Here is a 12,576-nt window from a genome sequence, read left to right on the forward strand (position 1 = left end):
GCTGGACGGGGCGGGTCAGGCGGTGCGCGCTGGTTGCGCTGGACGTGTTGCCGCTGGTGGGGTGTTGTCATCGTCGAGCCAGGCTTCTAGTGCGCTGCGGATATCGGCAGGCAGGTCCGCGGCGACCGGGGGTTCGCCGTCGCTGGTGGCCTGATGGGGTCGGGTGATCTCGATCGACCAGCCGTCAGCGGAGTCGTAGGACATGTGCGTGACTACAGGCGCACCGGTACGAGCGGGCCGGTAGTCGGGGTTGATCCTGGTCACGGTCGCCGTCATGGCCGCGATTGTCACCAGCCACCCCGCAGCGGGTACAGAAAGTGGCCAACAGCCCGCCGACCGGATCAGCCGCACATCGCCCTCCGGGAAGCAGTGTCCTTCCAGCGGTCTCGGCTAGCATCGGCTGCCATGTCCGTCTACCTCGTGACCGGCGCCGCGGGTTTCATCGGCGCGAACTACGTGCATCGCCTGCTGGAGTGGGAGCCGGATGCCGAAGTAGTGGCGGTCGATTACATCGGCTTCGCCGGGAACCTGGCGAACCTGGATCCGGTGATCGACCGCATCGTGTTCGAGAAAGCCGACATCGCCGACCTGGCGGTGATGGAGGCGATCTACCGCCGATACCGACCGGACTATGTCGTGAATTTCGCGGCCGAGTCGCACAACGATCGCGCGATCCTGGGACCGTCGGCGTTCATGCGGTCCAATGCGCTGGGTGCTCAGGTGATGGCCGAATGCAGTCGGCTGGTGCCCGTGCGGTCGCATGTGCATGTGTCGACGATCGAGGTGTACGGGGAGCTCGCGGCCGGGGACCAGTGGTTCACCGAACGGTCCCCGTTGAACGCCAAGACGCCCTACAGTGCGGCGAAGGCGGCCGGGGACCAGATGGTGCGCGCCTACATGCAAACCTACCCGGACCTGAATATCCGGATGACACACTGCGCCAACAACTATGGCCCGTATCAGCTGCCGGAGAAGCTGATCCCACTCGCGGTGACGAACCTGCTGCGCGGCCGGAAGGTACCCGTGTACGGCGACGGCCTGCAGAGCCGGGACTGGCTGCATGTGGCCGACCACTGTGCTGCAGTGCATCGGGTGCTGCATGCCGACATGGATCCGATTCCGCCTGCGATGGCCACAGACCCAGGATTGCTGCCGATCTTCGACATCTCCGCGCGCACCGAGGTCACCAACCTCGATATTGCGCACATGGTGGTCACGGAGCTGGGCCTGAACCCGGACCAGTGGATCGAACACATCCCGGACCGACCCAATCACGATCGCCGATACCTGATCAACCCGGAGAAGATCGAAAACCAGCTGGGTTGGCTGGCCGCGCATGACTTCGCCGCCGGGATCGCCGAAACGGTCGCCTGGTATGTCGAGAACCGCCCTTGGTGGGAGCAGATCATCACGGACAAGGGCGAACTCGGGTTCGACTGGAGCCGGGTCGGTCCCGCCGCCTCGGCGCGTTAAGCCTGACCGAGATCGCCTGTAGCACTTCGAGTGTTACCAGCCGCCCAACCCCCGAGTCTTCGTCTCCTCGATGAAGTGCAGTTGCCGAAACAACCTGCGCCGGTGATCACGGCCCATCGTGATGCCGGGGATGTCACGCCCCCCTCGATGAAGTGCAGCCATCGAGGCGGCTGCGACTGATTCAATCCCGTGTCGGTGCAACGTCGTCGGCCGTCCTCGATGAGAGCGTAGCCGCCCGAAGCCCCTACGGCATTTCGTTGCCGAGGCCCCTGTCCTGGGCCTTTGCGACTCCTAGATGAAGTGCAGTTGCCGAAACAACTGCGGCCGTCGTGCTAATCGTCCAGTGGCTGGGCCGCACTGTCTGCCCTCGATGAAGTGCAGCTGCCGAAGCAGCTGCGACACCGAAGCGGCTGCGGCCATTCAGGAGTCCGAAGTGACGGGTGCCGCGTGCCCTCGATGAAGTGCAACTGCCGAAGCAGCTGCGGCTTCGTATTCGTCGCCGCAGAGGTCGCACATGGCGGTCCCTCGATGAAGTGCAGCTGCCGAAACAGCCGCGGTGTGAAAGGCGTGGGCAGCCTGGGCGGCTCCGTTGAGCGCCCCTCTATGAAGTGCAGTTGCCGAAACAGCTGCGGCCGTGAGCCGGTTGTATCCGTCCGTGACGCTGGTCTTTCCTCGATGAAGTGCACTCGCCGAAACAGCTGCGGCACAGTCCAGCTTGGCGCGCCGATGTTCTCCGCGGTGAACCCTCAATGAAGTGCAGCCGCCAAAGGGGGCTGCGGCCTCGGCGACGTCGAAGTGATCCAATACTTCCACCGCCCTCGATGAAGTGCAGCTGCCGAAGCAGCTGCGGCGCCGACCGAGGTGTGGCCGTCGTCGCCACCGCAGTGCCCTGGATGAAGTGCAGTTGCCGAAACAACTGCGGCATGTACAGCTCGCTGCCCGTCTGGCCGATGGTACGCGTCCCTCGATGAAGTACCGCTGCCTGTCAAACCAGCTGCGACTCGTATCCGACGCCCACAACCCACTCGATCGGATCCCACCCTCGATGAAGTGCAGCCGCCGAAACGTCTGCGGCAGGCACGATCCGCCGCATCCGCGGCGCGCCAGCGCCCCTCGCTGAAGCGCAGTTGCCGAAGCAGCTGCGGCCTCGGCGTAGCGGATCTCCGCACGGGTCGACTCGCCGATCCCTCGATGAAGAGCGGTTGCCGAAACAACTGCGGCATGGTGTGGTTCGTCGGCTTGCAGGGTCATGAGCATCCCTCGATGAAGTGCAGTCGCCAAAGCAGCCGCGGACGGAGAAAGGCATCGCGCTGATGTTCTGCTGGTGCCCTCGATGAAGTGCAGTTGCCGAACCGGCTGCGGCGCGGCCCGCCCGGATCCGGCACCGATGGGTACACGCTCCCTCGATGAAATGCAGCTGCCGAAGCGGCTGCGGCGCTCGTTGACCTCCCACGGGTCCCCGCCGACCAGCTGGCACCCTCGATGAAGCGCAGTTGCCGAAACCACTGCGGCGTGCAGGCCCCGCTGTCGGGGCTCGGCGTGACCGACCCTCGATGAAGTGCAGTTGCCGAAACAAGCTGCGGCCGGACCAAATGTAGGAGGCCCACTCGGGGTGCACGAGCCCTCGATGAAGTGCAGCCGCCGAAGCAGCTGCGGCTCGCGGTCGGGTCGGCATAGGTGCCTTGCATCTCCCCTCGATGAAGTTGCCGAAGCAGCTGCGGCCCCGGCCACCGGCGTTGTGCCCCTTCGCGACTGAGCACCCTCGATGAAGCACAGTTGCCGAAACAGCTGCGGCAAACAGCTTTCGGGGTGGAAGCAGGTCGCCGCCTACCCCCCTCGATGAAGTGCAGCCGATCGAAACGGCTGCGGCACGTGGTCAGCACATCGGGAACAATCGGCGCATCCCCTCGATGAAGTGCAGTTGCCGAAACAACTGCGGCCGCCACAACTTCCGGCACGACATGGCCATAGACGCTCCCTCGATGAAGTGCAGCTGCCAAAGCGGCTGCGGTCTTCGGCGTAGCGGATCTCGGCGCGGATCGAGTCGCCGATCCCTCGATGAAGTGCAGCTGCCAAAACAGCTGCGGCCTGGTGGCCAGTACCGGAACCGCGATGTCGGTGGCGTGCCCTCGATGAAGTGCAGCTGCCGAAGCAGCTGCGGCGGGCCGATGACGTTTCGGGTGATGCGAGGTCAGCCCTGAATGAAGCGGACTTGCCAAAAGCAGCTGAGGCCTTCGCCCCAGCGCCTCACTGGCCGACATGATCCGTGACCCTCGATGAAGTGCAGTTGCCGAAACAACTGCGGCACACGACGACGCTCGGCAGGCTTAGCCGCCATCAGCCCTCGATGAAGTGCAGTTGCCGAAACAACCGCGGCCAGCGTTGCGTCCCTGGTTGTCCACGACGAGGGATCCCCCTCGATGAAGTGTAGTTGCTGGTGCAACTGCAGGATTGGAGGTTCTTCCGAAGCGAATCGCATTGGAGTCAGTATGTGCCAGCGGTGGTTTCCAGGATGGTCGGCATGCCGTCCAGCAGATAGCGTTCCGGTGCGGTGGGGTTGTCGGTGACGCGTACGGGAAACGTGATCAGTGCGCGAATACCCCTGACGCTGAGCCATTTCCGGGCCGCTTGTGTCTCAAGTTCTCGACTGTTGGCGCCGGCCACGGCGAGATGCTGTGATGCCAGGACGTTCCGCATCCGCGCCATGGACAGCGGCTGCACTGGGACGGGTACGAACACTGAGGCGGGGGCTGCACGGCGACCGGGCACGTGGGTGCCTGCCGTTGCGGATTGCCGGTTCAGGCGGTGGACCACGGGGAACTGGCTGATTCCCCACAGGGCGCACCAGGCGAGGGCGTTGTCGACCGGGCCGGGGCGGGACAGACCGGTCGCTGTCCGCGATTTGGGGCTGTTCTTGCCGGATTCGTCGGTGACTGTTTCCCCAAGCAGGCCGCTGAGCACCTGGTCGACGGTGCGCGCAGCGACAGCATCGGCGAGTGGCGCCAACCGTTGTCCGACGAACTCCTCACCTTGGTTGCGTGTCTTCATTTCCCAGCGGCTGGCGCCCTCATCCGGCCGTGGCTCGTTGCCGTCGGTCCGCCAGTAGGCGGGCTCGCCCAACGCGCCGATCATCTGCCAATCCAGGTGGCCGTGCACGGGGTGGAGGGCATCGAGTGTCTGGTGGCGCGCGTGTTGTAGTGCGGTCCAGGACTCGTTCGAAGATGGGGTCTTGATGCGGGGGCTGAAGGTGGCCGTAGGCCTACCTTCGTGCTGGTGAGTGTGTTGAATCCAGCTGTCGGGCTTGGAATGTCGACAGGCGTGCTGGTGCACTGCGCGCGCGAGGGACTGGCTGGTCGAATCCCCGATGTCGAGGAGCGCTCGGGGCTGGCGTTCGTTGCTCCAGGAGACCCGCGGGTGAGCGCCGGTTTCATGGTCGTAGATGGCTGCCAGGCCGTAGAGCGCGAAATGGGTGACGGCGTTGGTGACCGTGCCAGGGAGTGTGAAGATGGTCATCGTCCCTCCGCAGAGATCTGGCTGTCGGCGGCGCGTAGGATCGCCTCCAGGTAGGCGCACCCCCACACTCCCCAGTGGTTGTGTGTGGTGTCGAGGAGCGTGTCCCACTCGCCGTGGTCGAACAGGTCTTCCGCGGCCTGGCGCATGGTTGTCTCTTCGTCGGGGTTGAGCAGTTCGGTGGTGACGTGCGGGAATCCGGGGCGGCCGTGGCCGTGGCTGGTGCCGACCAAGCGGACAGTCAGGTCGTCGTGTCCGTCGGTGCGTGCGATGGCGGCGGACAGTTGTTCGTGGCGCCAGCTCGGCGGGAGCCCGCCGACGCTGGTGACCAGTTGTGGTTGGCGTCGGCCGGGGCTCTTGGCGAGCAGTTCGCTGTGCGGGTTCGGGTTGGCGAGGCGAACTCGCTGGAAGCGGGGAAGTCGTTTGCCGCTGTCGTGCCAGCGGCCCGCGGTATCGAGGTCCTTGTGCAGGTCCACAACTAGGCCGAGTCGTTCAGCGAGGGCTCGGGCGCGGGCGCCGACGTCGGTGTTGTGGTTGTCGAGCAGGACGCGATTGCGTGACCAGACTTGCCGGATCGTGTCGTCGACAGTCTCGGGGACAGATACCACCAGCCACCGCGAGTCGGGATCGTCGAGCGCCCCCCATGCGCGTTGGATCTCCACCCGTGCGCGTCTCGGTGCATCCCGAAGCGAATCGAGCTGTTGATCGGCGCCGTACTCGACCGAAAGCAGTTGACGCAGTTCCGGTTCGGTTGGTTGTCCCTCCGATGATTCGGCGAGATCGGCGAGGTCGTCGAGCATCGTGTCGATCGCGTCGCTCATGCCGGCGACGAATCGCCAGCACGTTCCTTCTGTGACCGCGTCGAAGATGTCGGTGCCGGGTGCATTGGGTGTCTCGGTGACCACGTTGGCCTGGATGATGGGGTGTTTCTCGTCGACGATCACGATGTCACCCGGGCGTATCCGACCGCCCTCGGGGTCGGTGGTCTCGAGGATCTCGATTGTGTCGTTGCGGTACACGTACACGTCGCCGCCGTCGTCGGTGATCGCGCGGATCACCTGTCGTGTGGTGTGCATGCTGGCCGGGTAGATCTCGTCGTTGACCGGTGGTGTGGCCTGGAGCAACTCGGCTGTGGCGTTGGGGTCGGCGGGCCGGTGTGATCGGACGACTATCCCGCAGGGTGTGGGCTCCCGGTCGAGCGAATCCCGCAGCCACAGTTCGAGATCCGGTTCGGCGAACAAGTCACCCCCGGTGCGGGCGAGATAGGCCACGTCGTAGGGTTCGAGCCGTTGCAACAGTGTGCGGTCCAGTCCTGTGCGGGGTCCCGGCGCTGTGGCCACCGCCCAGGGTGCCAGTCCTCGCGGGTCGGCTTCGCGTTCACCGAGCCATTCCCAGGTGTGTATCAGCTGCTCGTAGCGATCGGTGTCCCCGGCGGTCGCGTAGGGAAGCACAACCAGTTGGCGGGACTGCTTGCCCTGTGGAGGGGCGAACAGATCCGAATCAGGTGCGGGGCCCACGATGACGATCTCGGTGGTGTCGGCGCGGCCGAGCCGGTTGACGCGGCCAGCGCGTTGAGAAATGGCTTGGGCTGGCGCGAGTTCGGTGACCAGTGCTGCCAGGTCGACGTCGACGCCGACCTCGAGGGTTTGCGTGGCGACCAACACGTCGACGGTGTTGTCGCCGCGGACGGTCAACAGGTCGGGCCGGGTTGTCTGTAGCTGGTCGAGGTCGTAGGGCCGCAGCCGCCCCACCAGCAGTTCCACGGTAAACCCTTGTGCTCGCATCCGTTCGGCGACCTCCGCAGCCAGGGGCACGGTGTTGACGAAACAGCCGACGGTACGGCCTGTGCTTCCCCGCGTGCCGTAGGTCGTGACGAGCCGGATCGCTTCGCTGACGAGTGTGTCGGTGTAGCGGGTGCGGGAGTTGCCCGACCGCGGTGGCCAGTTCGGATCGGCCAGTCGGCGCACGGGCTTCGCAGTCGTCAGCCGCGCGGTGAGGGCCGGATCATGATCATCGATGAGGTCGTCGGTGATCACACCCGCCTCTGTGTATGCGGTAGCGCCCGGTTCGGCGGGTGTGGCTGTTGTTTCGACGACCTGCAGCGCCGGGACGCCGATCCGGGTGCTTGTCGGGGCGGCCAGTTCGGTGATTCGGCGGGCGGTGAGCAACAGCTGCCGGTTCAGGTGTGCTTCGTCCAGCACGATGACCGCGTCGTGGGTGAGCAGGCCGGCTTCGCGGGGACGCGCCAGATACGAGGTGCCGTAGCCGCGGAACAATACCCGGCTTCCCCACATGTCCGGTGTGGCGCAAATAACTTGGCATGCACTCGGATCGGACACCCAGTCACGCTGCGGCGGCAGCCCACCGCGCAGGTTGACGATGTCGAATGGTTCACCAACCTTGTTGTCGTGCTGGCTGGTTCGCAACTGCATCAATGCTGCGGCGGTGCGCCCGAGCACCGACTCCGGTGACGCGGATACGAGCAGGTGACAGATGGTGTTGGCACGCTGCTCGTGGCTGTCGACGAGTCCTCGCCGGTTCACTACCACCGCCAGCCGTCGCGGGACCCGCGCACCTCCTCGGGCCGACAACGCGACCGCGAAGACGTGCATATCGACGACGCTGGATTTCCCAGCGCCGGTCGGTGCCACCAGCCGGTCGGGCCAGCGTCCGGTGCGTACCAGCTCGGCCAGCATCCGCCGCTGCCACCGGAACGGCGGGTGACCGTCGTTGACTGCTCGGAAGAACTCGTCGAAGTCGGCGACCGTCAGACTCACGGTATTGCCTCCTCGTCGACCGGAAGCAGCAACCCACCGCCGAGGTGCCGACTCTGCCCGATCGCGAGCAGGGTCGTGTCATCGGCGAGGCGGCCCATCCGCAGCGTTGCCCGGTAGGGCTGCACCAGGTGCCCTGCGGGTGCCTTGTGGATCCATTTGTCGATATCGGAGCGATGCATCAGTGCGGTGTGCCGTACCTGCACACCGTGATCGGCGGCGTTGGCGGCGAGGTTCTCGAACCACCGGCTGCCGCGTCGCTCGACCCCGAGCGCGTCGCGGAACACCAGGCCCACCGACACCCGCGCCGCATCCTCCAACGACCACCGTCGCCGGGTGCCGTCGGCGGCCAGGCTACGACGCTGTCGTCCCGTTTCGGGAACCGCCACCGGGTCGGTCACCCACCATCGCGCACGCCCCGCTTCGGGCCGCGGCCAAAATGTTTCACCCGCGACGGTCACCGCGTCGTCGAACCTCACCGATCCCCGGTAGGTCCCGTCAGCATCGTTGCGGGGCAGGCTCACCGCCTGGAACCTGACCAGTGCTCGGGCCAGGGGGGCCAGTTCGTCGGCACCGGCACCGGCGGGGATCATCAAAGCGAATGCCCCCGAGGCGATTCCGTGGTGCGCCAAGACCTCGGCCTTTCGGTGGCGGGCCGGGATGTATTGGATGGCGAGACGATTCGCCGGTTGAGTGAGGCCGGTGGCGTAGTGGCCGGTGATCATCGGCGGGGCACCGAATCCGATGCGTTCGACCAACGCCCGATGAATCGCCACACACCAGGCGACCCGACGGTCGGGGTGGATCGTGCTGGTGGTCGGCAACAGGACCACGGTCGGCCACGGCGCCGTCGACGGCTCCGGTGCAATCGCGCGATACCGTCGCACGCCCAGACCCGCCCGCGACACCGGTGCCGGGGCGGGCATCTCACTGGAGGAATGCCGGTCACGCGGTATCGACGGTGGTTTGCCGGTACAGGCGGCGTGGCCAGCCTCCAGCGCCGCAGTGCGTCCGGGCTCGGGGACACGCCAGTCGTCACCGATCGGATCGAAAAGTGCAGCGTTCTCAGCGATCTCGTGGGTCGGCTCGATCTCACTGACTGTGAGCAGGACGGGGCTGGTTGTTTCACCCAGACAGCTCACATCGGCGCACAGCTTCTCAAGGGTGCCGCGGATGTCGTCGGGGATGCCGTTGGCCCAGCACCATCCGACTGGGCCAGCCAATGCGTAGCCATCGGAGAATGCGCGCGCCGTGGTTTTGTCGACCCATTTGGCGGCTTTGCCTTCCTTCCGCAGCACGCCCTCCTTGCGGAAGGCGGTGACCGGGCTGTCGGCCACCGGACGCCGAGCCGGCAGCAATACCCCAGTGGGCGGGTTGTTCTCCAGCCATTCCAACACGGCTCGTGCCTGCGCAGACGGCTCAAGTCCATGCTTTCCGGCTACTGCGGTGATGCCCTGCCCGGCCGCATTGAGCAGGGCGGCGTGCAACCGGGCCGGGTCGGGGACAGGGTCGGGTGAACCGTCGGCGCGGTGACCGGTGTAGGTCCCGAGCAGAAATGTCGCTCTAATTCCCGCTGCCACTGATCACTCCTCGTCCGCGGCTTCGGCGATCGCCGTGGTGCCGATCTCCGGATTACCGGTGACCTCGAAAATCTGGCCGCTCCAGGTGATTCCGGCGGCCTTCTCGGCTTCGCGCAGCGCTTCGGCCAGTAGACGATCGGCCTCTTCGATCGACAACGCGTCCAGTTCTGTCTGGGCACCGCTGCGGCCGTCCAGCCACACTACGGTCGGGCTGCTTTCTCGCAGATCGCAGTTGGCTCGCAAGTACAGTTCGGAATCCGACCGCGCCAACCCCGCCAGTGCATACGCCGCGAGCAACGCCCGGCAGGCCGCATCACCGGCCGGGCTCGCGCCGAAACGCAACTGCCGCAACGCCGCAAAGCTCAGCACATGGGTCCGGATGATCCGCGAACACGCCACCACGCCCAAGTTTTCCAACGTCGGCGGGATACCCCCGACACCGAGAACCGACCCGGAGTTGCCCTTCTCCTCTCTCTTCTTCGTTGCTTTCTCGATCTTGTCGATCAGCTTCGGACTCAACTCATCCCGTTGATCGTTCATCACGGCAGACATCTGCTTGCCGGTCAGCTGCACACTCATCCCTACCGGATCCACACGACCGCCCCCACGACGGGGATTCTCCCGCGCATTGCCGCCCTGATTCGCCAGCACACCGATGATCTCCCCGACCAGCGCGCTGCGATATCTGCTCTGACGAGTCCTCCGCGTGGAATCCCACGCCCCGAAAACCAGACCGGTGGGGGCAAATTCCAGAAGAGCGCGCGCGTTGGCCGGTGACGCATCACGAACTTCTCGGTACCGCGGATGCGTCGCAACCGGGGCGCCCTCGAACGTCCCGGCCCGGACATGCCCGTCGAAGACCCGGTGAGGAAGTTCCAGATCGGTGAACCGATCCTCCCCGTAGCTCACACGAACTCGCGGGACCCGACTCAGGACCGGGTGGTCATCGGAAACCGCGTGCATCAGCGCGGTTTCGATGCGGTTGAGCTGGCTCTGCTTCTGATCGATCACTACGGCGGTGCACGCCTGCTCGTCGACATAGCGTGTCTCGTAGGCGAACGTCGAGTTCCGGCCGACCACATACCGAGCGGGTGCTACTCCGGTGTGCCAGCCACCGGCGGGCTCGAGTTCGGTCACCGACGTCAACACACTGGCGCCGCCAGCCGAGCAAGCGGCAAGAAGCTGAGAATAGGACAGAACAGACACCTTCATCCTTTCGGTTTCGAACTGCGTTACTAACGGCCACGAATGCTGTTGCGCAGCATGCACGACGGCACCGACAACAAGCTCGAAACCGAACGGGCGGTGCATTTTGCCGAGTACCCGGAGCCGATCTTTTCGGCCGGGCCGCCGTCTTTCTGGCTGACCTCGGTGCGGTGCCCTAGAAAGGCGACGGGCCAGGACTATGGGGCACGCCAGGTTAGAGGCAGCTCTCGGGCCGCGAGGCCGATAGCGCCACGCCAGATCTCGTTCTCCTGATCTAGCTGCTTGTTGCGCTCGCGCAGCTTCTGCCGTTCGTCCCATTCAAGCCATCGGCGCACAGTGCTCACCGAGACACCGAATTCAAGCGCGACCCGCGGCAGTGAGGTTCGATCCCGACGTGCGGCGGCAACTACTGCAGCTCGGCGGTCGATCGAATACGGCTGGGGCACAGTAGAGTGTCGGCATCGGCGGCTATCCTTCATCGAGGATGTGCCGACGACGTTGCGCCGACACGGGGGTGAACCTCGATGGCTGCACTTCATCGAGGGGACGATTTGGAGGCGGGCGTGCGTGCGATCCGCAACCGGTTGCAGTTGATTCGGCAGCTGCACTTCATCGAGGGTTGCAGAACGCCGAAGACGTGGCGGATATCATCTTCGCCGCAGCTGCCGCTTCATCGAGGGGTCACCGGGCCGACCGGGTAGCCGATGCAGGCTCAGGGCTGCGGCTGTCTCGACAGCTGCACTTCATCGAGGGCTGAGCACTGGCTCTGGTGAGGGGCTGAAAGCGCTGCGCTGCAGTTGCTTTGGCAACTGCACTTCATCGAGGGATGGTCGCGTTCGTCACGACTGATCAGGCGAACACGCCGCAGCTGCTTCGGCAACTGCACTTCGTGGAGGGCCGAGATACCGTTGTACGGTCTCGCGGGTGTCCGGCCGAGCTGCTTCGGTGACTGCACTTCATCAGGGGTCGTCCTTGACGTCGCCCGGCACCACCGCCGCGAAACCGCTGCAGTTGCTCGGCAGCTGCACTTCATCGAAGGCCGGTCCTGACCGACAATCCCGGCCCATACGCCTACGCCGCAGTTGCTTCGGCAACTGCACTTCATCGAGGAGAGATCTCCGCGACGACCGCCGCCGGTCTCGCGCCGGGCCGCAGCTGCTTCGGCAACTGCACTTCATCCATGATGTAAACCTCGCGACCATCGATGGTGACCAAGGGCATGGCCGCCGTTGCTTCGGCAGCTGCGCTTCATCGAGAGGCGGCAGTCCATGTCCGGACTTCGCACTTCGATCCGCAAGTTGTCAGTGTGGCGCGCTACAGTTTCTCCACCACTCGCTCACCGTTTCGTCCAGCAGGGGGACAAAGAGCATGGTCAGACGACGTCGCCGCGCCGATGGCGCGGGTCTGTGATGGGCGGCGTCGCAGCCTTCGTGGTCCTCGCGCCACTGGCGCGATTCGCCCGCGACAACATCGCCCTCATTGTGGTGCTAGTGATCGGGGTTGTTGTGGCCGTGGTCCTCGCGCTCGTGCTGCGGCGGCGTCACCTTCGCCGACGCGTCGAACGGGACCAGGATCGCCTGCGGGCGGTGCTGCCGTTCCACAACATGAATGACAAACAGTTCGAGCACGCTCTTGCCTCGCTGTGCCGGGCTAGCGGCTGCCGCGAGGTGGAAGTCTCCGGTGGCTCCGGTGGCCACGGCGCTGACGTGAAGGCACTGACACCGGACGGGCGACGACTCATCCTGCAGGCCAAGCGCTACAACATCAGACGCGCGGTCGGCGAAAAGAGATGCAGCAGCTGGCGGGTGGCCTGCTCACCTGGCACCAGTTCGACATCGCCGTGCTGGTCGCGACCTCGTCGTTCACGAAGCCGGCCCGCGAGACCGCCGCGCGCAACGGGATCCGCCTGGTTGACAACAAGGCCCTCGCGGCATGGAATTCTGGTACCGGTCCCGCTCCGTGGGAGTGACCGTACGACGGACTCGTCGAGATCGGTTGGTCGACATCGAAGCCGAGGCGTCGTACGATCGTGA

At 65.4% G+C, this 12,576-nt stretch carries 8 protein-coding genes and 1 pseudogene; 2 read left to right on the forward strand and 7 right to left on the reverse strand.

Annotation, left to right across the window (positions count from 1 at the left end):
- Positions 1–15 precede the first annotated feature (15 nt).
- The gene (locus IU452_RS28295; RefSeq protein ID WP_195112237.1) at positions 16–276 is read right to left on the reverse strand and encodes a hypothetical protein; all 261 of its coding nucleotides are present in this window, start codon (positions 274–276) and stop codon (positions 16–18) included.
- A gap of 129 nt (positions 277–405) precedes the next feature.
- On the opposite strand from IU452_RS28295, the gene IU452_RS28300 reads away from it, so the two are divergent.
- Positions 406–1,473: a dTDP-glucose 4,6-dehydratase gene (locus IU452_RS28300; protein WP_195112238.1), complete on the forward strand. Its 1,068-nt coding sequence runs from the start codon at positions 406–408 to the stop codon at positions 1,471–1,473.
- A 2,484-nt stretch (positions 1,474–3,957) separates the two neighbouring features.
- Here IU452_RS28300 and IU452_RS28305 read toward each other — a convergent pair.
- The 6 genes from IU452_RS28305 to IU452_RS38515 form a co-directional block, all read right to left on the reverse strand.
- Entirely contained in the window at positions 3,958–4,986 is a 1,029-nt protein-coding gene (locus IU452_RS28305; protein ID WP_195112239.1) for a hypothetical protein, read from the reverse strand.
- The gene (gene cas3u / locus IU452_RS28310; RefSeq protein WP_195112240.1) at positions 4,983–7,760 is read right to left on the reverse strand and encodes a type I-U CRISPR-associated helicase/endonuclease Cas3; all 2,778 of its coding nucleotides are present in this window, start codon (positions 7,758–7,760) and stop codon (positions 4,983–4,985) included. Before cas3u ends, IU452_RS28305 begins: the two co-directional genes overlap by 4 nt.
- Positions 7,757–9,337 carry a type I-U CRISPR-associated protein Csb2 gene (csb2, locus tag IU452_RS28315; protein WP_195112241.1) on the reverse strand — a complete coding sequence of 527 codons (1,581 nt, stop codon included), beginning with the start codon at positions 9,335–9,337 and terminating at the stop codon, positions 7,757–7,759. The genes cas3u and csb2 overlap by 4 nt, the downstream gene beginning before the upstream one ends.
- 3 nt (positions 9,338–9,340) lie before the next feature.
- Positions 9,341–10,648 (reverse strand): type I-U CRISPR-associated RAMP protein Csb1/Cas7u, encoded by a 1,308-nt coding sequence (gene cas7u, locus IU452_RS28320; RefSeq protein WP_324192866.1) that lies wholly within the window; start codon positions 10,646–10,648, stop codon positions 9,341–9,343.
- A 92-nt stretch (positions 10,649–10,740) separates the two neighbouring features.
- Positions 10,741–11,082 carry a helix-turn-helix domain-containing protein gene (locus IU452_RS39645; protein WP_416382378.1) on the reverse strand — a complete coding sequence of 114 codons (342 nt, stop codon included), beginning with the start codon at positions 11,080–11,082 and terminating at the stop codon, positions 10,741–10,743.
- 948 nt (positions 11,083–12,030) lie between these two features.
- The gene (locus IU452_RS38515; protein WP_228818955.1) at positions 12,031–12,240 is read right to left on the reverse strand and encodes a hypothetical protein; all 210 of its coding nucleotides are present in this window, start codon (positions 12,238–12,240) and stop codon (positions 12,031–12,033) included.
- Here IU452_RS38515 and IU452_RS38520 point away from each other — a divergent pair.
- Positions 12,148–12,512 (forward strand): annotated as a pseudogene (locus tag IU452_RS38520) (restriction endonuclease). The gene IU452_RS38515 and the pseudogene IU452_RS38520 sit on opposite strands and share 93 nt — an antisense overlap.
- Positions 12,513–12,576: the final 64 nt, after the last annotated feature.

This window comes from Nocardia transvalensis (genome assembly GCF_015477765.1).
GTDB classification, from domain to species: Bacteria; Actinomycetota; Actinomycetes; order Mycobacteriales; family Mycobacteriaceae; genus Nocardia; species Nocardia transvalensis_A.

What these genes read in the sequence shown, in the direction of transcription:
- IU452_RS28295 (WP_195112237.1), bottom strand. Translation starts at nt 276, where the DNA reads ATGACGGCGACCGTGACCAGGATCAACCCCGACTACCGGCCCGCTCGT.
- IU452_RS28300 (WP_195112238.1), top strand. Translation starts at nt 406, where the DNA reads ATGTCCGTCTACCTCGTGACCGGCGCCGCGGGTTTCATCGGCGCGAAC.
- IU452_RS28305 (WP_195112239.1), bottom strand. Translation starts at nt 4,986, where the DNA reads ATGACCATCTTCACACTCCCTGGCACGGTCACCAACGCCGTCACCCAT.
- cas7u (WP_324192866.1), bottom strand. Translation starts at nt 10,648, where the DNA reads ATGCACCGCCCGTTCGGTTTCGAGCTTGTTGTCGGTGCCGTCGTGCAT.
- IU452_RS39645 (WP_416382378.1), bottom strand. Translation starts at nt 11,082, where the DNA reads ATGAAGTGCAGCCATCGAGGTTCACCCCCGTGTCGGCGCAACGTCGTC.